The organism is Luteibacter yeojuensis (assembly GCF_000964085.1).
GTDB lineage: Bacteria > Pseudomonadota > Gammaproteobacteria > Xanthomonadales > Rhodanobacteraceae > Luteibacter > Luteibacter yeojuensis_A.
In genome coordinates this window covers 1-25,630 of sequence record NZ_JZRB01000048.1, presented here as the reverse complement: position 1 = coordinate 25,630, position 25,630 = coordinate 1, and the positions used below count along the sequence as shown (strand labels likewise).

General features: G+C 68.3%; 21 protein-coding genes. 10 read left to right on the top strand and 11 right to left on the bottom strand.

Translation table 11 applies throughout. From position 1 onward, the window contains the following. Positions 1–149: 149 nt before the first annotated feature. From VI08_RS17965 to VI08_RS17935, 7 genes are all read right to left on the bottom strand, one after another. A complete protein-coding gene (locus VI08_RS17965) occupies positions 150–1,001 on the bottom strand; it encodes a symmetrical bis(5'-nucleosyl)-tetraphosphatase (protein ID WP_045831011.1) in 852 nt (283 codons plus the stop codon). Positions 1,002–1,057: 56 nt separating this feature from the next. After that, positions 1,058–1,441 (bottom strand): Co2+/Mg2+ efflux protein ApaG, encoded by a 384-nt coding sequence (gene apaG / locus VI08_RS17960; protein ID WP_045831010.1) that lies wholly within the window; start codon positions 1,439–1,441, stop codon positions 1,058–1,060. A gap of 53 nt (positions 1,442–1,494) precedes the next feature. Next, positions 1,495–2,274 carry a 16S rRNA (adenine(1518)-N(6)/adenine(1519)-N(6))-dimethyltransferase RsmA gene (rsmA, locus tag VI08_RS17955; RefSeq protein WP_045831009.1) on the bottom strand — a complete coding sequence of 260 codons (780 nt, stop codon included), beginning with the start codon at positions 2,272–2,274 and terminating at the stop codon, positions 1,495–1,497. Further along, the gene (gene pdxA, locus VI08_RS17950) at positions 2,271–3,266 is read right to left on the bottom strand and encodes a 4-hydroxythreonine-4-phosphate dehydrogenase PdxA (RefSeq protein ID WP_045831008.1); all 996 of its coding nucleotides are present in this window, start codon (positions 3,264–3,266) and stop codon (positions 2,271–2,273) included. The genes rsmA and pdxA overlap by 4 nt, the downstream gene beginning before the upstream one ends. 4 nt (positions 3,267–3,270) lie before the next feature. Continuing rightward, positions 3,271–4,656, bottom strand: coding sequence for a peptidylprolyl isomerase (locus tag VI08_RS17945; RefSeq protein ID WP_045831007.1), 1,386 nt, complete (start codon positions 4,654–4,656; stop codon positions 3,271–3,273). 30 nt (positions 4,657–4,686) lie between these two features. Then, the gene (locus VI08_RS17940) at positions 4,687–7,209 is read right to left on the bottom strand and encodes an LPS-assembly protein LptD (RefSeq protein WP_045831006.1); all 2,523 of its coding nucleotides are present in this window, start codon (positions 7,207–7,209) and stop codon (positions 4,687–4,689) included. 125 nt (positions 7,210–7,334) lie between these two features. Next, the gene (locus VI08_RS17935; RefSeq protein WP_045831005.1) at positions 7,335–7,895 is read right to left on the bottom strand and encodes a cob(I)yrinic acid a,c-diamide adenosyltransferase; all 561 of its coding nucleotides are present in this window, start codon (positions 7,893–7,895) and stop codon (positions 7,335–7,337) included. 35 nt (positions 7,896–7,930) lie between these two features. Between VI08_RS17935 and ubiH the strand changes: the two genes are divergently transcribed. From ubiH to VI08_RS17920, 3 genes are all read left to right on the top strand, one after another. Continuing rightward, positions 7,931–9,139 carry a 2-octaprenyl-6-methoxyphenyl hydroxylase gene (gene ubiH, locus VI08_RS17930; protein WP_045831004.1) on the top strand — a complete coding sequence of 403 codons (1,209 nt, stop codon included), beginning with the start codon at positions 7,931–7,933 and terminating at the stop codon, positions 9,137–9,139. Then, positions 9,136–10,347 (top strand): UbiH/UbiF/VisC/COQ6 family ubiquinone biosynthesis hydroxylase, encoded by a 1,212-nt coding sequence (locus tag VI08_RS17925; protein ID WP_045831003.1) that lies wholly within the window; start codon positions 9,136–9,138, stop codon positions 10,345–10,347. Before ubiH ends, VI08_RS17925 begins: the two co-directional genes overlap by 4 nt. Before the next feature lie 115 nt (positions 10,348–10,462). Then, a complete protein-coding gene (locus VI08_RS17920) occupies positions 10,463–11,254 on the top strand; it encodes a dienelactone hydrolase family protein (protein ID WP_045831002.1) in 792 nt (263 codons plus the stop codon). 86 nt (positions 11,255–11,340) lie between these two features. Here the strand turns inward: VI08_RS17920 and VI08_RS17915 are convergent, their stop codons facing one another. Then, on the bottom strand, positions 11,341–12,339 hold the full coding sequence (locus VI08_RS17915) for a polyprenyl synthetase family protein (RefSeq protein WP_045831001.1): 999 nt from the start codon (positions 12,337–12,339) through the stop codon (positions 11,341–11,343). A 132-nt stretch (positions 12,340–12,471) separates the two neighbouring features. Here VI08_RS17915 and VI08_RS17910 point away from each other — a divergent pair, with 132 nt between their 5' ends. From VI08_RS17910 to VI08_RS17895, 4 genes are all read left to right on the top strand, one after another. Continuing rightward, a complete protein-coding gene (locus VI08_RS17910; RefSeq protein ID WP_045831000.1) occupies positions 12,472–13,668 on the top strand; it encodes an MFS transporter in 1,197 nt (398 codons plus the stop codon). Between the two features lie 164 nt (positions 13,669–13,832). Next, complete coding sequence (gene ssb / locus VI08_RS17905; protein ID WP_045830999.1) at positions 13,833–14,456, top strand: single-stranded DNA-binding protein; 624 nt, start codon at positions 13,833–13,835, stop codon at positions 14,454–14,456. Positions 14,457–14,620: 164 nt separating this feature from the next. Next, positions 14,621–14,950 (top strand): hypothetical protein, encoded by a 330-nt coding sequence (locus VI08_RS17900; protein WP_045830998.1) that lies wholly within the window; start codon positions 14,621–14,623, stop codon positions 14,948–14,950. After that, the gene (locus VI08_RS17895) at positions 14,947–15,366 is read left to right on the top strand and encodes a hypothetical protein (protein ID WP_045830997.1); all 420 of its coding nucleotides are present in this window, start codon (positions 14,947–14,949) and stop codon (positions 15,364–15,366) included. Before VI08_RS17900 ends, VI08_RS17895 begins: the two co-directional genes overlap by 4 nt. On the opposite strand, the gene VI08_RS17890 is transcribed toward VI08_RS17895, so the two are convergent. Then, positions 15,367–16,887, bottom strand: coding sequence for an FAD-dependent oxidoreductase (locus VI08_RS17890; RefSeq protein WP_045830996.1), 1,521 nt, complete (start codon positions 16,885–16,887; stop codon positions 15,367–15,369). A gap of 117 nt (positions 16,888–17,004) precedes the next feature. On the opposite strand from VI08_RS17890, the gene VI08_RS17885 reads away from it, so the two are divergent. After that, positions 17,005–17,430, top strand: coding sequence for a MarR family winged helix-turn-helix transcriptional regulator (locus VI08_RS17885; RefSeq protein ID WP_198148996.1), 426 nt, complete (start codon positions 17,005–17,007; stop codon positions 17,428–17,430). Between the two features lie 57 nt (positions 17,431–17,487). Here VI08_RS17885 and VI08_RS21070 read toward each other — a convergent pair whose 3' ends face one another. Both VI08_RS21070 and VI08_RS17875 read right to left on the bottom strand, forming a co-directional pair. Beyond that, a complete protein-coding gene (locus tag VI08_RS21070) occupies positions 17,488–22,095 on the bottom strand; it encodes an autotransporter domain-containing protein (protein ID WP_157006911.1) in 4,608 nt (1,535 codons plus the stop codon). A gap of 102 nt (positions 22,096–22,197) precedes the next feature. Beyond that, positions 22,198–23,100 (bottom strand): LysR family transcriptional regulator, encoded by a 903-nt coding sequence (locus VI08_RS17875; RefSeq protein ID WP_045830994.1) that lies wholly within the window; start codon positions 23,098–23,100, stop codon positions 22,198–22,200. 97 nt (positions 23,101–23,197) lie between these two features. Here VI08_RS17875 and VI08_RS17870 point away from each other — a divergent pair, with 97 nt between their 5' ends. Both VI08_RS17870 and VI08_RS17865 read left to right on the top strand, forming a co-directional pair. Beyond that, positions 23,198–24,073 (top strand): aldo/keto reductase family oxidoreductase, encoded by an 876-nt coding sequence (locus VI08_RS17870; RefSeq protein WP_045830993.1) that lies wholly within the window; start codon positions 23,198–23,200, stop codon positions 24,071–24,073. A 17-nt stretch (positions 24,074–24,090) separates the two neighbouring features. After that, positions 24,091–24,966 carry an EamA family transporter gene (locus VI08_RS17865; protein ID WP_045830992.1) on the top strand — a complete coding sequence of 292 codons (876 nt, stop codon included), beginning with the start codon at positions 24,091–24,093 and terminating at the stop codon, positions 24,964–24,966. Positions 24,967–25,630 lie beyond the last annotated feature (664 nt).

The window sequence follows — 25,630 nt, the reverse complement described above, 5'->3', positions numbered from 1 at the left end:
GCCCACCCGCCGCCGACTCGCGACTCCGCACACGCCTAAGGCGGCGAATGCCGCTTAAGCCATGCATTCGCTGCAGCGAATGAACCGATAAAAAAGCCCGGCACGTAGCCGGGCTTTTCAAGAGCATCGCCAGCAAGCTGGCTCCCACATTAGTCGCCGCCGCCTTTTGGCTTCTGGCGGTGTGGTTCCGCCTGCACCGTGATGTACTGCGGTTCTTCCTCGTCGATACGCATGGCCGTCAGCTGCCCGCCCCACACGCAGCCCGTATCGATCGCGTACACCCCAAGCCCCGCGAAGCGGCCCAGTGCCGACCAGTGCCCGCAGACGATCTTGGTCTCGCGCTTGCGCATGCCCGGCACTTCGAACCACGGGTACATGCCCGGCTTCTGCGTGCCCGGGCGGTCCTTGCCTTCGAAATCGATGCGGCCGTTCACGTCGCAATAGCGCATGCGCGTGAGCGTATTGATGGTGGCGCGGTGGCGTTCCACGCCCTGCAGGCGGTTGGTCCACGCCGCTGGGCGGTTGCCGAACATGTTCTTCAGCAGCCGCTGGTGGCGGGCGCTGCCCAGCTCGCGTTCCACCTCCATGGCGGCACGCTGTGCCTGGCGCAGGGTCCATGTCGGCGCCAGGCCGGCATGGATCATCGTCCAGCCCAGGGCCTCGTCGTGGTGCAGCAGTTTCTGCATGCGCAGCCACTCGAGCAGCACCGGTGCGTCGTCGGCGAACAGCACTTCGCGCAGCTCGGGGTTCACGCGCTGCTGTGCGTCCTCGCGGCGCTGGCCAATGGCCAGCAGCGAGAGGTCGTGGTTGCCCAGCGTGATGATGCTGCGTTCGCGCAGCGAGTGGATGAGCCGCAGCGTGGCGAGGGATTCGCCGCCGCGGTTCACCAGGTCGCCGCAGAACCATAGCTGGTCGGCTGCCGGGTCGAAGCGGATCTTCTCCAGCAGGCGCTGGAGCTCGGGGTAGCAACCCTGGACGTCGCCGATCGCGTAGACGGCCATCAGGTGGCTCGCTTCATCGGGATGCCAGTGGCGTTGTCGCTATCCATGCGGTGTCCTTAATGCAGCGTGCGGGGGATCGACAGGACGAAGGCGGGGATGGGCGTGTCGAAGTGCGTGCCGTCATCCGCCACCATGCGGTAGCTGCCTGCCATGGTGCCCACCGCGGTTTCCAATACCGCGCCCGAGGTGTACTCGTAGGTGTCGCCCGGGCGCATCCACGGCTGTTCGCCGACGACGCCGTCGCCGCGCACTTCCTCGATCTTGCCGTTCGCGTCCGTGATGACCCAGTGGCGGCCGAGCAACTGCGCGCCGGTGTCGCCCGCGTTGCGCAGCGTGATCGTGTAGGCGAACACGTAGCGGTTATCGCCGGGCTGGGACTGGTCGGGTACGAAGCGGGTTTCGACCTCCACGTCGATCGTGTAGGGGTTTTTCGAGTTCATGCAGGGGATTGTGTGGGACGCGGCGGGGGTGGGCAAGTATGCCCGTATCTTGTTCAGGTCGCGTTCGCGAGCTTCACGAAATCCGCCGGCGAAAGCGTTTCCGCACGGGCCTTCGGGTCGATGCCGAGGCTGCGGATGGTGGCTTCGTCGACAAGGCCCTTCAGCGTGTTCGAGAGCGTCTTGCGTCGCATGGCGAACGCGGCCTTCACCACGGCGTGGATTTTCGCCGGGTCGCCCTTGGGCAGCTGGTCGGGCGCCAGCGGCACGAGGCGCACCACGGCGGAATCGACCTTCGGCGGTGGGCGGAACGCGCCCGGCGGCACCGTGAACAGCGGGGTGACCTTGCAGGCCAGCTGCAGCATGACGCTGAGGCGGCCGTAGACCTTGCTGCCTGGCTCGGCGGCCATTCGGTCGACGACTTCCTTCTGCAGCATGAAGTGCATGTCCTGGATGGCCGCGGCGTGCTCGACGCAGTGGAACAGGATGGGGCTGGAGATGTAGTAGGGCAGGTTGCCGGCGATACGCAGGCGCTCGGCGCCCAGTTCCCGCGCCAGCGCGCTGAAATCGACCTTCAGTACGTCGGAATGCACGATGCGCAGGTCGCCGATGGGCGCCGCGCGTGCCTGCAGGCCGGGGATGAGGTCGGTGTCGAGTTCGATGGCGGTGAGCTTCTTCGCCACGGCCAGCAGCGGCATCGTCATGGCGCCCTCGCCGGGCCCGATCTCGACGACGGTATCGCCATCCCGGGGCGCGATGGAGGACACGATGCGCTCGATGTAGCGCTTCTCGTGGAGGAAATGCTGGCCGAAGCTTTTCTTGGGGCGTGCGTTCATGCGGCGGCCCGGTGGCGGGCAAGGTCGATGGCGAGGCGCGTGGCGGCGAACAGGCTGGCCGGGTCCGCGCGGCCGGTGCCGGCGAGGTCCAGCGCCGTGCCGTGGTCCACGGACGTGCGGATGAAGGGGAGGCCCAGCGTGACGTTGACGGTGCTGTCGAACGCTTCGCTTTTAAGCACGGGCAGGGCCTGGTCGTGGTACATGGCCAGCACCGCGTCGTAGCGGGGGCGCATGGCCGGCACGAAGGCCGTATCGGCGGGCAGGGGGCCGATCAGGTCCATGCCGCCGGCGCGCAGGCGCTCGAGCAGCGGGATGATGGTGTCCTGTTCTTCGCGGCCCATGTGCCCGCCCTCGCCCGCGTGGGGGTTGAGGCCGAGCACGGCGATGCGTGGCCGGGCCAGGCCAAAGCCCTGGCGCAGCGAGGCATCCACGATGCGCAGCGTGCGCTCCAGCAGCGCCGGGGTGATGGCGGCGGGCACGGCGGCAAGGGGCAGGTGGGTGGTGGCCAGCGTCACGCGTAGCGCCGGGCTGGCCAGCATCATCACCACCTCGGCGCCGGCACGCTCGGCGAAAAACTCGGTGTGGCCGCTGAAGGGCACGCCGGCTTCGTTGATGCTGGCCTTCTGCACCGGGCCCGTCACCACGGCGTCGAAGCCGCCGTCGAGGCAGCCATCGGCCGCCGCGCCAAGCATGGCGAGCACGTGGTGGGCGTTGGCGGGGTCGGGCTGGCCGAAGCGCACGGGTGCGCCCAGGGGCACGTGGCGCACGCGCAGGTGGCCGGCCGGGCGGTGGGCGATGCGCTGGCCGTCGTCGTCGGCGAGGTGCAGGCGGATGCCGCAGGCCGCGGCGGCCTGCCCGAGGAGGCCGCGGTCGGTGATGGCGACGAGGTCGGCGGCCAGGTCGCTGGCCGCCAGGCGGGCAAGGAGTTCAGGGCCTACCCCGGCAGGCTCACCGGCGGTGACGGCGAGCCGTGGCAGGGTGGCCGCGTTCATGCCTTTAGTTCGTCGTGGACGCCGACGCCTGCTTCTGCTGCTTGTCGTCGGGGTCGCGCAGCTCGGGCACGCGGACGTCGACGTACGAGGACGAACGCAGTTCGCGCAGGTAGTTCTCGTACGCCTCGTCGGCCTTGCGGTTGCCGATGGCCTGGCGGGCCTGGGCGCGCGTGGCTTCCTCGGTGACGTCGCTCTGGCGGGTGCCCAGCAGCTGCAGGACGATCCAGCCGGCGTCGGTCTGGAAGGGCTTGGAGACCTGGTTTTCCTTCAGGCCATCGAGCTGGGTGGCGACGGCCTGGCCCCAGGCGTCTTTCTGGAACCAGCCCATGTCGCCGCCGGCGTTGGCCGTGGTGTTGTCCTTGGAATCGTCCTTCGCGATCTTGGCGAAATCTTCTTTCTTGTCGGTTACCCGGGTGTAGATGTCCTCGGCCTTCTTCTCGGCCTGCTCCGGGGTGACGATTTCGGACGGCTTGATGAGGATCTGGCGGGCGTGGTACTCGGTGACCACCTGCCGGCCCGGCTGGCGGGTTTCCACCAGCTTCAGGATGTGGAAGCCCGTGGGGCCGCGCATGGCTGCGGTGGTGTCGCCCGGCTTGAGCGAGGCCACGGCGTCGGCGAAGGCCGGCGGCACCTCGTCGAGGCGGCGCCAGCCCAGGTCGCCGCCCTCGAGCGCGTCGGGGGCGTCGGAATAACGGATGGCCGCGGCGTTGAAATCCATGCCGCCCTTGATGGCGGCGATGGCTTCGTCGGCTTTCTTCTGCGCGGCGGCGATATCGGCGGCGCCGCCCTCGGCCGGCGTGCTGACCTGGATATGGGCCAGGTGCACTTCGCCCGCCTTGTAGGTGGGGCTGGCGAGGAGGTTGTTCACCTCGGCATCGGTGACCGTCACCTGGTCGCGGACGACGCTCTCGTGGAGCTTCTGGGCGATGAGCTGGTCGGAAAGCTGCTGGCGGAAGGCGGCGAAGCTGGTGCCGTCCTGTTCGACCGCCGCGCGGAGCTGGTCGGGCTGCATCTTGTTCTGCTGGGCGACGTTGGCCACGGCCTGGTCGATGTCCTGGTCGCTGACATGGATGTTCTGGTCGTTGGCGCGCTGCACCTGCAGCTTCATGAGGATGAGGCGGTCGAGCACCTGGCGCGCGAGCACGTCCTGCGGCGGCAGCTGCTGCGGGTTCTGCGCGTACTGGCGCACGATGGCGTTCATGGCCTCGTTCAGCTCGCTCTGGAGGATGACGTCTTCCTCCACCACGGCCACGATGCGGTCGAGCGAACCGTTGCCCACGGCGGCGCCGGCGGCGGCGGGCTGGGCCTGCGGCAGCATCTGGGCATGGGCGGTGGGCACGGCCGCCAGGATGGCGGCGGCGAGCATGGATTGAGCGAGGATCTGCTTCATCGAATAGGGAGCCCGGGGCGCCTGCCCCACTTATTGATAGCCAAGGATAGCACGCCGCAGGTACTGGCCCGACTGGGGGTTCAGGGAGCCCAGCCCCTTGAATTCCAGCTCAAACATGATCGCGTTGTTCGTCCGCCGGGTGTAATCCTGGACATAGTGGCGGCCCAGGATGCGGAAGGCGATGCAGCAGCTGTCGTATTCGACGCCGGCGGCGGCCTCCAGGGTGCGGTGCGAGAACGTGAACGTGCTGAACGTGGCCCCGTTGTCGGCGGTGTACGGCAGGATGTCGCGCCGGGCGAAGACCCAGCGTGCCAGGGCGCGCCAGCGCTCGGACACGGGGTAGACCACCGATGTGTCGAATTGTTCCATCACGTTCCGGCGGTAGCGGTACGAGAAGTTGAAGATGCCGTCGCCCTTGATGCGGCGCTGCAGCGACACCGTGGCCAGGTCGGTGTCGTGGCCCTGGAAGAACACCTGGCCGTCGGTGTTCAGGTAGGGGCTCTGCTTGCTGTTCGGGTTCCACTGGTAGGAGCTGTTCAGGCGCCACTTGTCGTTGAGCTGGATGGCCAGCTGGGCGACGTAGTTGGAGCCGTTGAAGTCCGTGGGGGCGACGCCAGGCATGGTCACGCGCTGGTCGTTGAGGTAGCGGATCTGGCCGATGCTGCCCGAGACGCGCTCCACGCCGTTGTCGTCCAGCAGGCGGCTGGTGAGCGCCAGCGAGACGTTGTTGGCGTCCATCTGGCGGTCGGCGCCGGCGAAGCGGTTGGTGGTGAACAGCTGCCAGAAGTCGAACGACATCTCGTTGCTGTCGTAGGTGGGTATCTTGCTCTGGTCGCGGTAGGGCACGTACAGGTAGTACAGCCGCGGCTCGAGGGTCTGCGTGTAGTCCTCGCCGAACAGGTGCGTCGGGCGGTCGAACACCAGGCCCGAATCCAGGCTGGCGATGGGCAGCGAGCGCGACGGCGTGCGGTCGGAATACACCGACTTGTTGTAGCGGTTATCGAGCTGGTAGCCGGTGTAGCGGTATTCCAGGCGCGGGCGCACGAACCACGCCGGCCCGCCGAAATCGCCCGCGAGGTAGGGCGCCAGGTCGAGGCGGTTGCCATTGAACTGGCCGGGCGCGCGGTCGGTCTTGCGGAAGGCCACGGCTTCCGAATCGATGCCGGCATCGAGCCAGGAATTCAGCGGTACCTCGGCGTTGAACGTGCCGCGCGGCCAGCGGCGGTAGGGCTCGACGTAATTGGGCAGGCCTGGGTCGACGTTCTGGTAATCGTCCACGCCCAGCGACGCCGACCAGTACTTGCCACCCTTTGACACATACACCGACGAGGTGAGGATGCCGACGGAGGAGGTGTACAGGTCGTTGCCGAAGTCGCGGAAATATTCGTTGTCGGATGCCCGGTTGATGTTGGCGCTGAGGCCGAAGCCATCGCCCAGGTTCGTGCTGTTCGCGATCTGCACGAGGTAACGCTGCTTCGAGCCGTCACGATCGCCAAAGCCCGAGAAATCGTCGTCCGGCCCCTTGTCGTTGTTCATGTACTCGACATAGAACGTGCCGTTGGAGCGCGGCTGCAGGTAGCGGAATTCCGCCGACACCATGGGGCCACGATCGGTGTAGTAGCGCGGCGCCACCGTGGCGTCGTAGTTCGGCGCCAGGTTGAAGTAGTACGGGATGGACAGGTACGTGCCCGAGTGGCTCGATGAGCCGAACGTCGGGTAGAGGAAGCCGCTTTTGCGGCGGTCGTCGAGCGGGAACGTGAAGTAGGGCAGCCACATGAACGGCACGCCCTTGAAGCGCATGGTGCCGTTGCGGGCCACGCCCACGCCCGTGTCCTTGTTGAGGTCGACCGTCTTCGCCCGGAACTCCCACTGGTGCTTGCCGACGTCGCACGTGGAGTACGACGCGAGGCGCATGCGGGCGTGCTGCGGGTCCATCACCGTGGCGTGGTCGGATACGCCGTTGCCGCGCGACTGCAGCAGCTGGTAGGTGACCTTGTCGGCATCGCCCTGGTTCGGCGTGGTGGTGCCGGTGAGGCGGTCGGCACGCAGCAGCATGCCGGCTTCCTGGTAGCGCACGTTGCCGCGGGCATCGTAGGCCGTGGAATCGGCGTTGTAGGTGACGTCCTCGGCCTGGAGCACCTGGTCGGCGCGCTGCAGGCGCACGCCGCCGGTCATGTGGTAGACGTTCGGCTCGGGGCTCTCGACCTTCACGCCCTGGGTGCCGTTGATGTTCGAGACGGTATCGGTGATGGCCGTGTCGCGCAGCGTCGTGTCCTTCGTGATCGTGGGATCGTAGAAGTCGAGCATGGCGTTGGGGCTGCACTGCGCATAGCTGACCGGGCGCGGGGCGCACACGAACGAGCCAAGCTTGCAGGTTTCCACGGCCGAGGCATCGTGCGGCGACGTCACGGCGGTGGTGGGGGCCGTGCCCAGGCTGCCCGTGGTGGTGGGCTGGGACTGGGCCTGGGCTTGCAAGGCGGTGCCCGATACGACGAGGGCAACGGCGGTCGCCAGCAGGCGGCGTCTGGGCAGGATGCTGTTCCGGGGCGTCACTGGCGGGGCTTTGTCCGTTCGAAAGGCGGCCAACTTAGCAGAATCGCCGCCCGTACCGCACGATGGCACCCTTTCCATACGCTCGAACCCCTGACGACGTTTCCCGGGAGCTTACACCGTGGGGCTTACCCGCGCGGGCGCCGCTCGTGCTGCCATAGCACTTCGCCGTGGCCGCTGCGCCGCGCCAGCACGCGGGCCAGCACGAAGAGCAGGTCGGAGAGCCGGTTCAGGTAGCGCTGTGCCTCGGGGCGCACGTCTTCCACGCGGCCCAGCGCCACCACGTCGCGCTCGGCGCGGCGGCACACCGTGCGCGCGAGGTGGCAGGTGGCGGCGGCCATGCCACCGCCCGGGAGGATGAAGTCCTTCAGGGCGGGGAGGTCGGCGTTAAAGGCATCGAGGACGTTTTCGAGGCGGTCGATGTCCTTGCCCTGCACCATGGCCATGCCCGGGATGCAGAGCTCGCCGCCCAGGTCGAACAGCTCATGCTGCACCTGGGCCAGCACCTCGCGGATGTCGTCGGCCACGCCCTCGCTGGCGATGACCATGCCCAGCGTGCTGTTGAGTTCGTCGACGGTGCCGTAGGCATTGACCCGCAAGGAATCCTTGCCGGTGCGGCTGCCATCGCCCAGGCCGGTGCTGCCATCGTCGCCGGTACGCGTATAGATCTTCGAAAGTCGGTTTCCCATCGGGCAAGTCTAGCGTGCGGCGCTATCATCGGCGGATGAGCCCTGCATCCCCCATCCTCATCGTCGGCGGCGGCCTGGTCGGCGCCAGCCTCGCCATCGCGCTGGACGCCGCCGGCGTTCCGGCCACCCTCGTCGAGGCCGCCGCGCCCCGCGTGGGCGAGCAACCCAGCTACGACGAACGCAACCTGGCCCTCGCACGCGCCACCGTGAACGGCCTCGCCGCCATCGGGGTCTGGCCTTACGCCGCCAGCCGGGCCACGCCCATCACCCACATCCATACCAGCCGCGCCGGGGATTTCGGCAGCGTCCGCATGGATGCCGCCAGCGAAGGCGTCGACGCCCTGGGCTGGACCCTGCCCGCGCGCGAACTGGGCGAAGCCCTGCTGCGCCGCCTCGATACCTGCCGCCACCTCACCCGCATGGCACCCGCCCGCGTCGAGGGCATCGAGGCGGTGGATGGCGGCTGGGTGGCGACGGTCAGTGGGCCAGCGGGGGCCACCCGCGTCACGACCCCCTTGCTGGTCGGCGCGGACGGCACGCTCTCGGGCATCCGCGCGCAGCTGGGCATCGGTACGCAGGAGCACGACTACGAGCAGGCCCTGTTCGTCAGCACCATGACCCCGGAGCGCGAGCCGCGGGGCCGCGCCTTCGAACGTTTCACCAGCGAGGGCCCCGTCGCGGTGCTGCCCCTGGCCGAGCGCCGCATCGGCGTGGTGCTTACGGTCGCGGCCAGCCAGGCCGCCGAGGTGGCGGCCATGGACGATGCGGCCTTCGCCGCGTTCGCGCAGGATCGCTTCGGCTGGCGCCTCGGCAAGCTGTCGCGGCCGGGCAAGCGCGTGCCGTACCCCATCCGCCGCGTGGCGGCCACGGCGCTCACCGGCCCGCGCGCCGTGCTGGTCGGCAATGCCGCGCAGACAGTGCACCCCATCGGCGCCCAGGGCTTCAACCTCGGCCTGCGCGACGCGCTCACGCTCGCCGAGCTCGTGGCCGCCGGTGGCGACCCGGGCGCACCCGCGCTGCTCGCCGAGTACGCCCGCCGCCGCGCGCCCGACCGCGAAGGCACCATGGCGATGAGCCATGGGCTTATCCGCCTCGCCTGCCTCGAGCAGCCCCTGCTGGGGCCGCTGCGCTCGCTGGCCATGCTGGCGCTCGACCGCGTGCCGCCGCTGCGCCATGCGCTGGCGCGCCGTGGCATGGGTTTCCGCGCCAACGCGCCCGCCGCCGTCCGGGAGAAAACGCCGTGACCGATGCGTGGCCCAACGGATCGCCGCGCCGCCGCGGCGGGGTGCTGGATGTGGCCGTCGTCGGTGGCGGCATGGTGGGTGCCGCCGCCGCGCTGGCGCTGGCCCGTGCCGGCTTCAGCGTGGCGCTCGTGGATGCCCGCGAGCCCGCGGCGTGGGCCGCGTCGCAGGACGTCGACCTGCGCGTGGTGGGGCTGGCGCCCTCGTCCATCCGCTTGCTCGACGAGCTCGGGGCCTGGCAGGGCATCCGCGACGGCCGCGCGTCGCCCTACGCGAGCATGGTGGTGTGGGATGCCGAAAACGGCGCCACGCTGCATTTCGATGCCGCCGACGAGGGCCGCGACCTGCTCGGGTACATCGTCGAGAACAACCTGGTGCAGGCCGTGCTGTGGCAGGCGCTGGACGCGGCCGGCGTTCGCCGCGTCGTGCCGGCCGAGGTCACCGGCTACAGCATGCGCGAAGACCGCGCACAGCTGGAGCTGGCCGATGGCGAATGCCTTTCCGCGCAGTTGGTGGTCGCCGCCGATGGCGCCGATTCACCGCTGCGCGCCATGGTGGGCATCGGCACGCACGGCCGCGATTACGCGCAGCGCGGCATCGTCGCGCACGTCGCCACCGCCCGGCCGCACGAGCGCACGGCGTGGCAGCGGTTTCTTCCCGGCGGCCCGCTGGCGTTCCTGCCGCTGGCCGATGGCCGCTGCTCCATCGTCTGGTCGCTGCCCGAGCCCGAAGCGCAGCGCGTGCTGGCGCTCGACGACGACGCGTTCCGCCGCGAGCTGGGCGTGGCCAGCGATTTCCGCCTCGGCCCCATCGAAGCCGTCACCCGCCGCGCGGCGTTCCCGCTGCGGTTGAAGCTGGCCGATCGCTACGAGGTGGGCCGGCTGGTGCTGCTGGGCGATGCCGCGCACGCGGTGCATCCGCTGGCCGGGCAGGGCGTGAACCTGGGCCTGCGCGACGTGGCCGAACTGCGCGATACGCTGGTCGAGGCGCGCGCGGCCGGGCGCGACTTCGCCGCCACGCATGTCCTGCGCCGCTACGCCCGCCGCCGCCGCAGCGCCGACGAGATCGACGCCCGCTCGTTTGATGCGCTAGCCCGCATCTATGGCTGGACATCGTTCCCGCTAGTGACGGCCCGCGGCGTCGGCGTGCGGATCCTCGACAGGCTCCCCGCGCTCAAGCGCCAGCTCGCAAGACACGCGGCTGGATTGTAGGAGCGCACTTGTGCGCGATGGCACTTGCCGCAACCCCCATCGCGCGCAAGCGCGCTCCCACAGTTGAAGGCTCCTACAGTTAAGATTCCGGCCACTTACCCCAGGGAGACCACCGATGCGCCGTACCCTGCTTGCCCTGTCATTCCTCATCGCTGGCGCCGCGGGTAGCGCCCACGCGGCCATGGTCGCCAAGCCCGTCCAGTGGACGGCGGATGGCGTCACCTACAAGAGCTTCCTCGTCTACGACGATGCCGTGAAGACGAAGCGGCCGGGCCTGGTCATGGTGCCCAACTGGTTCGGCATCAACGACATGGCCATCGCCAAGGCCAAGGACATCGCGGGCAAGGATTACGTCATCCTGCTCACCGACATGTACGGTGGCGACAGCCACCCGAAGAATGAAAGCGAAGCCGGCGCGGCGGTGAAGCCGCTTTACGCCGATCGCAAGGTCATGCGCACGCGTGCCATGCGCGCGTTCGACGAGCTGAAGGCACAGGAAAAGAACGCCCCGATCGACCCGGCGCGCCTGGCCGCCATCGGCTTCTGCTTCGGCGGCTCGGCCGTGCTCGACCTGGCCCGCGCGGGCGCCGACGTGGCCGCCGTGGTCAGCTTCCACGGCCTGCTCGCCACCGACGACCCCAAGCTCGCCAGCAACATCCACGGCCACGTGCTGGCGCTCAACGGCGCCGACGACACCAACGTGCCGCCGGAGCAGCGCGCGGCGTTCGAGGCCGAGATGCGCGATGCGAAGGTCGATTACGCCTCGGTGGATTTCGGCGGCGCGGTGCATTGCTTCACCGAGAAGGAAGCCACCTCGCCGACCGGCAACTGCCGCTATGACGCGAAGGTGGCCACGCGCGCCTACGCGGCGATGAAGGCCTGGCTGGCCGAGGCGTTCAGGAAATAAGGCATCGCCCACGGGTGTGGGCTCCTACAGCGGCCGTGTTGCCTCGCGGTGCTCTCGTAGGAGCCCACACCCGTGGGCGACCGCTCCTAGAAGCGCCGCTCGACGGAATAATCAGCCAGCGCCGCCAGCGCATCGCGGTGCGCCGACGCCGGCAACACGGCCAGCGCCTCGCGCGCCGCCACGGCGTGCGACACGGCGCGGGCATGCACCCGGTCGAGCGCGCCGGAATCGCGGATGGCCTCGATGATGCGGTCGAGCGAATCCAGGCCGCCGTGCTCGATGGCGTGGCGAAGCGACTTCAGCTGGTCGGCGTCGGCTGTCTGCATCGCGTAGATGAGCGGCAGGGTGGGCTTGCCCTCGGCCAAGTCGTCGCCGATGTTCTTGCCGAGGGTATCCGCGTCGGAGACGTAATCGAGCAGGTCGTCGGCGATCTGGAACGCGTAGCCCAGCTCCATGCCGTAGCGGCGCAGCGCCGCCACCTGGTCGGCCGGCAGGCCGCCCAGCACGCCGCCCAGCTCGGTGGCGGCGGCGAACAGCACGGCCGTCTTGCGCTCGATCACCGCCAGGTAGGCGGCCTCGTCGACATCGGCATTGCCGATGTTCAGCAGCTGCAGCACCTCGCCCTCGGCGATGGTGTTGGTGGTGTTGGCCAGGATGCGCATGATGCGCATGTCGTCCAGTTCCACCATGAGCTGGAACGACCGCGAGTAGAGGAAATCACCCACCAGCACGCTGGCGGCGTTGCCCCACAGGGCATTGGCCGTCTTGCGGCCGCGGCGCATGTCGGATTCGTCCACCACGTCGTCGTGGAGCAGGGTGGAGGTGTGGATGAACTCGATGATGGCGGCCAGCTTGGCGTGCTCGGCGCCCTGGTAGCCCGCGGCGCGTGCGGCCAGCACGTGCAGCATGGGGCGCAGGCGCTTGCCGCCGCCCGCGATGATGTGCTCGGCGATCTGGTTGATCAGGACGACATCGGACGACAGGCGGTGCCGGATCAGGGCATCCACCGACCGCATGTCGTCGGCGGCCAGGGCGCGGACGCCGGCGAAATCAAGGGGGGTCTGGCTTTCGGCAGTGGATGGCATGGGCCCGTCGTGGATGCGGCAAATCAGCCCACATTATAGGGGTGCCGTTCATCTGGGAACCGTCGTGGGGCATCGCGTCCGTATAATCAGTGCTGGCACCGGCCCCGGTGCCGCCTTCGGAACGTGCCCCCGGTGAGCCAGCTCAGCCCCCTGGAACGACGCAGCGCCCTTACGCTCGCCCTGGTGATCAGCCTCCGGCTGTTCGGCCTGTTCCTGATCCTTCCCGTCTTTTCCGTCTACGCGCGGGCCATGCCCGACGCCACGCCGCTGCTGGTGGGCCTGGCGCTGGGCGTGTACGGCATCGGCCAGATGCTGCTGCAGGTGCCGCTCGGCATGCTTTCCGACCGCATCGGCCGCAAGCCGGCCATCTCCCTGGGCCTGGTGGTGTTCGCCGCCGGCGGCGCGGTGGCGGCGTTTTCGCACACGCTCACCGGCATCGTCATCGGCCGTGCCCTGCAGGGCATGGGCGCGGTGGCGGGCGCGGGCACGGCGCTGGCCGCCGACCTCACGGCGGACGCCAACCGCAGCAAGGTCATGGGCATCATCGGCGTCTCCATCGGCATCTCGTTCCTGCTGGCGCTCATCCTCGGCCCGCCACTGGAAGCCGTGGCCGGGCTGGGCGGGCTGTTCGGGCTCACCTCGCTGCTGGCGCTGGGCGCCATGGGCCTGCTCTGGTGGCTGGTGCCCACGCCGGCCCGCGCGCAGCGCCCCGCCACCGGTTCGGTCCGCGACATCCTGGCGATGCTGGGCGATCGCTCCATGCTGGTGCTCAATGGCTCGGTGTTCTTCCTGCACGCCTTGCTCACCGCCAGTTTCGTCGGCCTGCCGCTGCTGCTCACCGATGTCTTCGACGTTCCCGTGGCCCGCCACTGGACGCTCTACCTGCCCGTGATGGTCATCGCTGCCCTGGTCATGGGCGCTTTCATGCCGCGCATGCGCGATACCGCGCGCAGCGCCCGCATCGTCGTCGGCTGCGTCGTGGCCCTGGGCCTGTCGCTGGCCGGCATGGCCCTGGCCAGCACCCACGAATGGCTGCTCGGGTTCGCCGCCGCGGTGTTCTTTTCCGCCTTCAACCTGCTCGAGGCGGCTCTGCCCAGCCTCGTCTCGCGCATCGCGCCGGCCCACCTGCGCGGGGCGGCCATGGGCGCGTACTCCACCAGCCAGTTCTTCGGCGCCTTCGTCGGCGGCGCGGTGGGTGGCCTTGCCCTTGGCGGGCTTGGGCTGCACGGTGTCTTTGGCTGCGCGGCGGCCCTCACGCTGGCCTGGTTGCCGCTGGTGCTGTGGGGCACGCGGCGCATCGCCGATGACGAGGCGCTGGCGGCCGGGTAAGCCTTACGCGGCGCGTGGCCGCTGGCCTACACCGCGACGAGGCAGAAAGGCCTTGCCGGGAGATTGCCCGCTGCCCCACCATCGCCCACACTATCCGGTCCGCTCTTCCGGTGGCCCCCTGGCCGCCAGGTGCGAAGGGCGCATCACGTAAACGAGGAAAATCCATGGCACGCGGCATCAACAAGGTCATCATCGTCGGCAACCTCGGCGCGGATCCGGAAACCCGGTACACCGGCAGCGGCACGGCCATCACCAGCCTGCGCATCGCCACGTCCGAGGCCTGGACCGACAAGCAGAGCGGCGAGAAGCAGGAGCGCACCGAGTGGCACCGCGTGAAGCTGTTCGGCAAGCTGGCCGAGATCGCCGGCGAGTACCTGAAGAAGGGCCGCCAGGTCTACATCGAAGGCTCGCTGCGCACCGATAAGTACACCGACAAGGATGGCGTCGAGCGCTACAGCACCGACATCATCGCCAACGAGATGCAGATGCTCGGTGGCCAGGGCGGCGGCGAAGGCGGCGGTGGCGGTGGCGGCAACTTCGGCGGCAACCGTCCGCAGCAGTCGCGCGGCGGCCAGGGCGGTGGCGGCAACTACGGTGGTGGCGGCGGTGGCAACTGGGGCGGCGGCGGTGGCGGTGGCCAGCGCGGCGGCAACCAGGGCGGCCAGGGCGGCGGCAACTACGGTGGCGGCGGCAACGATTACGGCCAGCAGCGCGGTGGCGGCAACGCCCCGTCGCGTTCGGCTCCGCCGGTCAATGAAGGCTTCGACGACGACGATATTCCGTTCTGAGTTGTTCGCGCGGCCATGAGGCCAGCGCACGAAACGAACCCTGCCGTGGGCATGCCCCGGCAGGGTTTTTTTTGTTGGGGAGTACTCGTTTTTCAGCCTACACCTACATACATGTCGACGATTCATGCGGGATCATTTGGGCACATTGAGGAAGGATCCGTTACATGAAGAAGGCTATCTGGCTGTCATACGATTTCGGTGTCAAAGGTGACTACGACGCTCTCTACGCTTACCTGGATAACGCAGGCGCCGTCGAGTGCGGGGATGGCCTCGCTTATTTCGAAGTTGAGTTCAGCGGTACGGATGCTGAGCTTGAGTCGCGCCTTGAGCACGAGCTTATGGGGGGTCTCAACCTCGCAAAGAACGACCGCATCTATGTCGTGTTCCAGCGCGAAGGAGGAAGGGTAACGGGCAAATTCCTCGTTGGCAGCCGCAAAGCGTCGCGCTGGCAAGGTTTTGGACATCAAGACGACAACAAGGAAGATGGCTTGTGACCAAGAGCATCGTCGCTGACAGCGGATTCTGGTTCGGGTTGTTCAACGCACGCGATCAGTTCCATGAACGGGCCTGCATTATCGAGCCGTTGATCGAGCACCGCGTGCTCGTCGTCCCGTGGCCGTCCCTGTATGAGGCGCTGAACACCCGCCTGATGCGCAATCGGTCGTGGAGGGCGCGCATGCACGCCTTCGTGAAGCGGCCGTCCACCGTATTGCTTGACGATGCCGTCTATAAGCAGTCGTCCCTGGACTACGTCCTCCGCCAGGACAGCACCACCTACAGTCTTGTCGATCACGTCATTCGCAGCCTTCTCGAAGATCCGACCCTTGCAGTGAATGAGCTCATTACCTTCAATGCGGCGGACTTCGCCGATGTTTGCCAGGCCCGTCGCATCGACATCATCGATGCTTGACTACCCATGGTCGCCCGGCGATCCGGCAAGCGGCCGCAGGTGGCTAGCCAGGTACATATTGAGGGAATCCGTCCCGGAGCCGTCGACGATAGCGGCTACGTACCCATCGGGGCGCACCAAGGTCCAGCTGCCCGCATCGATGCCGTAAGCGGCGGCAAAGTGCCCATGCTCATCGCACAACTCGCGGCCGTTTCCGATGACATGTACGTCAACACCGGCACTGGGAGCCACGGCCGTACGATCCACATCCATCCCAATCAACGTCCAGTGCGGCCCACGCAACAAGTCAAACACCCGCACGCGCTGGCCGCTCGCACCCCGCAGTGGCGCATCCGGTGCACGGTCGCCGGCGCGTAGCACGGCGTCACCGCGCGCAGGCGCCTCGAGCGACAGCGACGAGCCCGCGTAGCCCAGGTCCAGCTGGTTCACCTCCCGCGCTCGCCGCATGCTGCCCTGCTTAAGCGCATCCAGCATGCGCGTCGAAAGCCCCAGCATGCCCGCGGCGATGGGCCGGCGTTCTTCTTCATACGTATCGAGCAGCGAGGCCCGCGCGCCACGCAACACGGCGGCCAGTTTCCAGCCCAGGTTGTACGCATCCTGCGTGCTGGTGTTGAGCCCCTGGCCGCCCGTGGGCGGGTGCACGTGGGCGGCGTCGCCGATGAGGAAGACGTCGCCGACCCGGTATGTGTCGGCCAGGCGCGCGCTCATGGTGTAGGCCGATGCCCAGGCCACGGCGGTGACCGTGATATCGGCGCGGCCGCTGCGGTCGCGGACAAATGCTTGGAGCCCTTCGACGGAGAGGTCGGGCTCGCTGTCGAGCGGGACAGGTGCCTGGATCTGGAACAGTGCCGTGCCGGCGAGCGGGCACACGGCCAGTTGCCTGGACATGTCGCCATCGCTGAAGCGATGCCACGCCTCGCGGTCGAGCCCATGCAACGTCACATCGGCGACGATGGCGCGGGTGCCGAGTTCCTTGCCCGGGAACCCGATGCCGAGCGCGCGGCGGATCGAACTGCGGCCGCCGTCGGCGGCGACCAGGTAGCGCACAATTACGGTCTCCTCGCTTGCCGGGCCGGCTACGCGGACGGTGATAGCTTCGTCGCCTTGTTCGAAGCCCAGCAACTCACATCCGAAGTCAACCCGGCCACCGAGTTCCACGAGGCGATCGCGAAGGATCCCCTCGGTGAGGAACTGCGGCAGCATGAGTGGCGTCACGTAGGGTTCGGCCGGGGAGGGCGTGGCCGCTTCTGTCACGGGCGCATCCGACCACGACCCGTCGGCCGCATGGGTGCGCACGACCGGGTACGGGCTGCCCGTGGCCATCATCCGGTCGAGGACGCCCATATCCTCGAAGATCTCGAGCGTGCGCGGCTGGATGCCCTTGCCGCGCGAGCCGACGAAGGGCACGGGGGCCTTCTCGATGAGGCGGAAGGCCACGCCGCGGCGGGCCAGCTCGATAGCAAGGGTAAGGCCGGCGGCACCGGCACCGCAGATCAGGACATCAACGCGCGAAGAGGTCATGGCTGGCTCCAAATAGGTGTAAGATGCACATATATCGGAGGCGATCCTATGCCAAAGCAAAAACATGTGCAAGATGCACATAATCGCGAAGCCCAGCTTCGGACCCTGCACGGGGCCATGATCAGCCTCGTCAGTGTGATGAACCGCCCGCAGGGCGACGAGGCGCTGATCAAGGAGGCGGGGATCAAGCTCGACCGCGCCCTGTTCCCGCCGCTGGTGCTGGTCGAGCGCCTCGGGCCCATCGGGGTCGTGGAGCTGGCCGAGCGCGTGGGCCGCGACTACACGACGGTGAGCCGCCAGGTGGCGAAGCTGGAAAGCCTGGGCCTGGTCCGCCGCCAGGCGCAGGCGGGCGACCGGCGCGTGCGCGAATCGGTCATCACCGACGAGGGCAAGGCCATGACCGGCATGATCGATGCCGCGCGCGCCCGCATGGCCGAGCGGGTATTCGGCGACTGGGATGCAAAGGATTTCGACGACCTTGTGCGCCTGATGCGCCGGTTCGCCGATGCGGTGGAAACGACGATCGACCCGCCATCAACCTGAGGCCTGTTCCCGCACATCGAACCCTGCCGGGGGCTCCCCCTGGCAGGGTTCGTTCGTTCAGAACGCCATCACCCAGTGCGCCGACACCATCTGCGCCTGGTCGCGCTGGCCCTTCTGGAAGTCGTAGCCGAACTTGAGCGCCGTGCGCGCGGAGAGCGTCGCGTTGAGGCCCAGGTTCACGACGCCGCTGTAGCGCGACAGGCCGATGCCGACGAGCGGCTGCCATTGCGGCAGGCCGACGAAGCTGGCCTCGAACGCATCGCCATGCGATGCCAGCGTGCGACGGAACTGCGCGCTTGCGGTGAAGTCGATGGCACGGCCACCGCCAAGGTCCCAGTGGCGCCCGGCGCGCAGGCCCAGCCCGGCGCGCCAGCGATCGAGCGATTGCGAACCCGTGCGCAGGCCAAAGCCACCCGCACCCTGCTCGGCGAAACCACCGCGGTCCACGCTGGCGTATTCGACGCTGGCGAAGGGCGTCAGGCGGCCGCCGGCGGCGTCGAGGCGGAGGCCGGTTTCGCCGTAGGCCACCTTGTAGTCACCGCTGTAGTTCGTCGATACGCCCTGCAGGTCGCTGCCGAGCTGCAACTGGCGATCCACGTCCTGCTGGAAGTGGCCGAAGCCGACACGGCCTTGCGTGTACCAGTTCCCGTTGAGCCAACCGGCGTACAGCATGCCCTCGGTGTTGCGGCTGCGGTTGTGGTCGAGGCTCTGGTCAAGCTGCTGCCGCCCTGTGCTCTGGCCGAACGCGAAGCCCGCGACGCCGTTGCCGCCCACCTGGCGGTCGCTGCCAACCATCCAGCCATTGAGCTGGAAGCCGACGCCGTCGTAACCGGCGCGGCCCATGTCGCCGCCCACGTTGAGGTTGCGCGTCCACGTGCCGTAGCCCGCACGATTACCGAGCACGTCGTCGAAGTGTTCCGCAATCGCGCTGCCCGAAGCATCGATGGCTTCAAACGTCATGGCGGCGCTGGCCGCGTGGAGCTGGCCCGAGAGGCTACGCAGCGAGGCCTGCGCGGCCTGCAGTGTCGGGGCCTGCTGGAACTGTCCGGCCGCCTGCACGAAAGCGCTGGATGCCGTCGGCGTACCGTTCGTCGCGATCTGCTGGTTCAACTGCGTAAACGCACCCTGCACGCGCATGGCGCTGCCCATGGACGTAGGCGTGTACGCCACGCCGTTGCCTGCCGCCGCGGTGGTCACGTTGAGCCCCGTGGTATCCAGCCACGCGCTGGTCGCGTCGTAGTGGATGGTGCTCGACGTGAACACGACGCCCGAGTCCTTCACCAGTTGGCCAAAGGTGCCCGTGAGCCCACCACCGGCCGTTAGCACGTTGGTGTGGTTGTTGGCGGTGTAGCCACTGTCGGCACCCGTGACGCGCAGGGTGCCGCCCTGGAGCGTCGCCGCGCCGTCGACAGCGAGCTTGCTGCCCAGGCTGACGGCGAGCGTGCCCGTGGGGGCCTGCGTGTACTGGCCACCGACGCGGGTGTCGCCGCCATGCACGGCAAGCGAGCCGGCGTTGCTGACATTGCCGGCGATCTGCGGGACGCCTGGGTGGATGGTTGCGCCGCCGTAGCCATCCAGCGAGGCACCGGCGCCAATTATCGCGTCACCCGCCAGGCCGAGGCGCGACGCCACCGCGCCGTGGTTGATGATGGTCGCGCCCGTGTACGTGCTGCTGCCATCCAGGACCAGGGTCGCGGAGCCATCCTGGGTCACGGTGCCGGTGCCTGATATGTTGCCGGCGAAGATGTTCAGGTAGCTGTCGAAAACCAGCGCGCCCTTGTTGGTCGTCGTGGACAGGAAATAGAAACTGCCGTTGGGGCTTCCTGGCTGGGCGCCCGTGTTATCGATCTGCAGCGTTCCGGCTTCGATGACGATGGCCGAGGGATCGAAGGCGTACTGCGACGTCACCGTGAGCTTGCCGGTTCCCGCCTTGACGAATACATCGCTGTACGGCTCGCTCCCCGAATTCTGGTAGCTGCCGGCGAACGTGATGTCGTCGCTACGGTCGAAGACGAGTGTGCCGCGGTAGTTGATGTAGGCGGTGTCGCCCAGCCACCCGTGCGTGCTGCCGTCGCCGACGCGCAGCGTTGTGCCCTGGCTGATCGTGGTGCCCGCGGGTGCGAGGTCGTCCTTGTCGATGAGCCAGGTGCCACCGCCGTTGGCGGTCAGGCGTCCGCCGTTGAACAGCGTCGAGCCCGTCACCGTCGCGGCATACGATGTCACGGTGCCTGGCGCCGACGTCAGCGTCAGGAACGAGTTGATCGTCGAAGCGGCGACAAGGTCGCCGTGGATAGTGCTCCCCGCGACCAGTGTCACGTCGTTCGCCAGCGTCGGGATCATTACCACGCTGCCGTTGATCGTGCCGGCGTTGGTGAGCCGGAGGCTGCCATCGGTGTAGGCAGACGGCATGGAGGACGCCGCCACGTAGATCGCGCATGCGGCGTTGCCGGCACATGCACTGGTCTCGGTGCCCGTCGCGGTGATCGTCGAGCCCACGCCGTTGGTGACCTGGCCACCGGCCGCCAGGTAGATGGCCGTCCCCGGGGCGGTGATGGCCGCGCCGCCGGTGTTCGTCACGGAGCCGGCGTCGAAGAGTGCGTGGATGGCATCGCCGTGCATGGTCGTGATGGCGCTGCCTGCCCCATCATTCACCACGCTTGCGCCGCCCCTGAGGACCACGCCGCCCGTGGCGCCGGACACAAGGCCGCCCCCTGTGTTCTTCGCGCTGCCTTGATAAACATCGATGGCGACACCGGCCGGCGAGCGGATCACGCTGCCCATGCCGTCGTTCAGGACGCTGCCACCGCCAGCCAGCATGACACCTGTATCGCCACCTTCGATGCTGCTACCCCCCCGGTTCTCGATCGTGCCCATGGCCGAGGTGAGCGAGACGCCAGCGTGGGTCCCGCGGATGGTACCGCCGGCCTGGTTGAGAAGCGTGACGCCGTAGGCTGAGTAAGCCGCGCCATTGCCGACGCCAACATCCCGGCTGCCGCCGAGCGCGCCGGCGTTCGTCAGCGCGCCATCGCCTTGCAGGAGGACCTCGTTGCCCAGCGTTACGCCATGTTCGACCACGAGCGTCGATGCCCCATTCGGATGTTGGCCCCGGCCATTGCCGATCGTGATGGCGCCGCTGCCCACCGACGCCGCGTCGACGATATCCAGTACACCGCCGAGGACCAGCGTGCCGCCGGTATAAGTGTTGTTCCCGGTCAGCGTCAGCGTGCCCGTGCCGGCCTGTGCCACCGTGCCGGTGCCGCTGATCGCCCCACCGAAGACCACGTTATCGCTGTGTTTGAACGCCAGCGCTCCATTGTTCGCCACGCCGCCCGTGATCCAGCCGGTGTTGCCGCCGTCGCCCACCTGCAGGGTGCCGCCGCTGATCGTGGTGCCGCCGGCATACGTGTTGTTTCCGCCGAGGATGAGCGTACCCGCGTCGGTCTTGACGAGGCCCGTGTCGCCTTCGAGCACGTTGTAGATCGTGTTGTAATAACTCGCGCCGGAACCATCGCCGGTGCGGATCACCGTGTGCGTCGGGTCGCTGGCGCTGCCCACCAGTCGAATCGCGTCGCCATAGAGGTAGTAGCCCCCCATGGTGAACTGCATGCCCGACGTGGTGACGGCACCGTTGCTGTCATCGACCTTGACCGAACCGGCTTCATCCTGGAATACGGCAAACGTGCCGTTGGCATAGCCGGCGTTCACCGCGCCACTGGCATCGGTCCAGTTATCACCGCCCACGCGCCACGTACCGTCGCCACCGTCGATGCGGTTGTTTCCCTTCGGCCCGACATCGCCATCCCAGTACGCGAACGACATGCCCCGCGTGTCGACGAGGTTGACCTGGTGCGCCACGCCGGTCTGCACGACCCAGCCCGGTGACGGCATGGTGCCAGGCGAGAGGCCATTGTCGGTCAGCGTGCCGTCGTAGTTGATGAGGCGGTGCACGCCAGGGCCGATGTCGCCGCCCTGGGCGACCGCGACGTTCAAGGTGCCGTCCAGTACGAGGTTGCCTTTGACGTTGATGAGGTCGCTGGCTTGCGATCCGCCGCCCGTGGCCGGGCCGAAGTCATAGGCAAGCGCCGAGCCCGCCGCCAGGTTGAGGCTACCGTTGATGGTAAGCGTGCCAATGGCCGCGCTCGCCCCCGGTGCGAGTGTCGCGCCCTCGGCGACGAAGACATCGCCGCCGAGGGTGCCCTTGCCGCCGAAGGTCGCGCCCCGGGCAACCCTTACGGCCCCGGTCGCTCCGGACATGTCGCCGTCGGCGTACAGCGCGCCGGCGTTGACCGTCGTGTCGCCCGTGTAGGTGTTCGTGCCGGTCAACGTGAGCGTGCCGGCGCCACCCTTGGTGAGGGCCACGGCGCCGGTGACATCCTGGGAAAGCACCGTCGCGGTGCCGGCATCGACATCGATCTCGCCGCCCGTGAAGCCCGTGCCGGCAGGCGGCGTTCCAGGCGTCCCCGGAGGCGTCGTGGGCGGGTTGGAGGGCGGTGTGACGGGTGGAGGTGACGTGGGCGTGGCGCGCACGTTGCCGCCACCGCCACCGCCACCGCCACAGGCTGACAAGCCAAGTGCCAGCGCCACGGCCAGGGCCATCGTGCCCGGCCTGCCCCATGCGCCCACGGCCGTACGGCCGGGCGCGCCCACCCATCGCATCGCTTCCATGTTGTGTCCCCCTGTGGTCTGGCGATCTTGCCGCAACACCTTGCGGGGCGCTAGTCGTCCATCAGGGAGAGGCGAGGCCCATCTCGGCGACCTGGTGCGCCCTCAGCCTGAGGCCTGTTCGCGCACGAAATCGACGAACGCCCGCAGGGGGGAGGGCAGGTGCTTGCGGCCGGGGTAGTAAAGGAAGGGGCCGCTGAATTCCTGCACCCAGTCGTCGAGCACCGTCACCAGTGCGCCGCTTTCGATGTACGGGGCCAGCCAGTCATCGAACAGGTGCACGATGCCCAGGCCCGCCACGGCACCGTCCACGGCCAGGTCGAAGGCCGCGGCCTGGCGCACCAGCAAGGGCCCCCGTGGTTCGACGAGCACCACCTCGCCATCGCGCTCGAACTCCCAGGCGGGGATGCGGCCACCGGAAAACTGCCCGCGCACGCAGCGGTGCTGCAACAGGTCGCGGGGGTGCGCTGGCGCGCCATGCGCGGCGAGGTAAGCCGGTGCCGCCGCCGTCACCAGCCGTTGCACGCGTGGCCCGATCGGCAGTGCCACCATGTCCTGTTCCAGCCGCTCGTCGTAGCGGATGCCCGCGTCGCACCCGGCGGCGTTGAGGTCGACGAAGCTGTCTTCCACGACGGCCTCGAAACGGATATCGGGGTAGCGTTCGAGGAACGGGAACACGATGGGTTGCAGTACCGTCTTCGCGATGTTGGCGGGCACGTTGATGCGCAGGGTGCCGGCGGGGCGGTCGCGGAAGTGGTTCACCACGTCGAGCGCGGCCTCCACTTCGCCGAAGGCGGGCACCAGGCGTTCGGCGAGGCGTGCGCCCACCTCGGTGGGCGCCACGGAACGGGTGGTGCGGTTGAGCAGGCGCACGCCCAGCGCCGCCTCGAGCCGGCGCACGGCTTCGCTGAGGCTGGAGGCCGACTGGCCAGCAATGCGCGCCGCTTCGCGGAAGCCGCCAGCGCGCACTACGGCGAGGAAGGCGGAGAGATCCTGGAAATCGCTCATTGTTCGGTATGCCGTACGGCCCGTGCCGGTTTGAACGGATTATCGCGCAATCAGCGGGCGCCTATAGTCCTTTCATCCACCCAACCCGGAGCCACCCATGAGCACTGATATCTCGAAAGCCGGTACCTGGACCCTCGGCGACCGCACCGTGCACCGCATGGGCTACGGCGCCATGCAGCTCGCCGGGCCGGGCGTGTTCGGCCCGCCCAAGGATCCCGCCACCGCGCTCGCCGTGCTGCGCGAGGCCATCGAGTCGGGTGTCGACCACATCGATACCAGCGACTTCTACGGCCCGCATGTCACCAACCGCCTGATCCGCGAGGCGCTCAGCCCGTACCCGGGCAATCTCACCATCGTGACCAAGGTCGGCGCCGTGCGTGGCGACGACGCGTCGTGGAATCCTGCGCAGAAGCCCGCCGAACTGCAGGCTGGCGTGCACGACAACCTGCGCAACCTGGGCGTCGATGTCATCGACGTGGTGAACCTGCGCCTGATGGGCGATATCCATGCCCCGAAGGAGGGTTCGATCGAGGCCCAGTTCACGGCCCTGGCCGAGTTGCGCGAGAAGGGCCTCATCCGCCACCTCGGGCTCAGCAACGCCACGCTGGCGCAGGTGCAGGAGGCGCAGCGCATCGCGCCGGTGGTGTGCGTGCAGAACCAGTACAACCTGGTGCAGCGCGGCGACGATGCGTTCGTCGATGCGCTGGACGGCATGGGGATCGCCTACGTGCCGTTCTTCCCGCTGGGCGGCTTCAGCCCCCTGCAGTCCGACCGCCTGGCGGCGGTGGCGAAGCACCTGGACGAGACGCCGATGCAGGTGGCGCTGGCGTGGCTGCTGCATCGCTCGCCCAATATCCTGCTGATCCCCGGCACGTCGTCGCCGCAGCACCTGCGCCAGAACCTGGCGGCTGCCAGCATCGTGTTGCCGAAGGATGTGCTCGACGAGCTGGAAGCCATCGGCACGAAGGGCTGATCGGCTAAAGTGCGGGAATGGATTCCCGCCCAACCCCCTGGCTACCCGCGCTTGCCGTGCTCGGGTCGGTCACCTCGCTGTGCATCGGCACCTCGTTCGCCAAGAAGCTTTTCCCGCTGGTCGGCGCGGAGGGTACGTCGGCGCTGCGCGTGGGGTTCTCGGCCCTGGTGTTGCTGTTGTTCTGGCGCCCGTGGCGCTGGCCGCTTGGCCGGCGCGATGCCGGATTCGTCATCCGCTACGGCCTCACCCTTGGGGTGATGAACCTGCTTTTCTACATGGCCCTGCGCACCATCCCGTTCGGGCTGGCCGTGGCCATCGAATTCAGCGGGCCGCTGGCCGTGGCCATGCTGTCGTCGCGGCGGGCCGTCGATTTCGTCTGGCTGGCCAGCGCCATCGCCGGCCTCGCCATGTTGCTGCCGCTTGGGCAGCACGCTGCGCTCGACCCCACCGGCGTCATGTTCGCGCTCGGCGCGGCCGTGTGCTGGGCGCTCTACATCCTGTTCGGCAAGCAGGCCGGGCACCTGCACGCGGGGCATTCGGTGTCGCTGGGCCTGGTGGCGGCCAGCGTCGTCGTCGTGCCCGTCGGCATCGCGAAGGCCGGCGCGAGCCTGCTCGACCCGGGCATCCTCGCCGCCGGCGTGGGCATCGCCATCGTATCGAGCGCCATCCCCATGTCGCTGGAAATGATGGCGCTGAAGCGGCTACCCAGCCAGACGTTCGGCATCATGGTGAGCCTCGAGCCCGCCGTGGCCTCCCTGCTTGCCATGTTGCTGCTCGGCGAGATGCTCACCGCCCACCAGTGGCTGGCCATCGGGTTCATCGTCCTGGCGTCCGTTGGCAGCACGATCACCGCGCGGCGCGCACGCCCCGAGGCGCCAGAGCTCGCCGGATAGGCAAAACTTGTCAATCGTGCCGTGTCGTGTGGCGTGGCGCGATTCATAGGAATTCAGCCGCCGTTGCCAAGCACCGGGCGCTCGCGACGGGCTGTTTCGCCTGGCACGCACGCGTGGCGCGGCTCAGCAAATGTCGCGCATATAGGCATCTGCACGCGGCTTGCCGCCGCACGGGCGCGCCCGCGCATGGACATGCGATGTATACGGCATGTCATAATGCCAACTTGGTAATGACAAGTTGCGAGCCCAGCCCCGTGCGTGGCGCCGCGTTTATCCCGAAAATGGCGGGGAACGCGTCTGCGCTGCACGCCGGACAGGCTCGCTTCACCATTGTCGTGGTGCCCTAGACGCGGTTATCTTCGGGTAGGTTCGTCCTGGGTGTTACACAGATAAGCCCGCCATTGCGGTGGTAGCCGTGGAGGGTTCCGCCGGAACAGGTGGGTATCCACTGCCGCAATTGCTTCATAACAACTATTTTGAGGAGCCACACACCATGAAGTTCGCCCCGATCGCTGCTTTCGCCCTCATCGCCGTCGCCGCCCTCTCGGGCTGCAACAAGAGCGAAGACGCCGCCCCGGCCGACCAGGCCCCGGCTGCTGCTTCGACCGCCGCCCCGGCTGCCGCTCCCGCTGCTGAGCCGGCTGCTGCCTCGACCGCCCCGGCC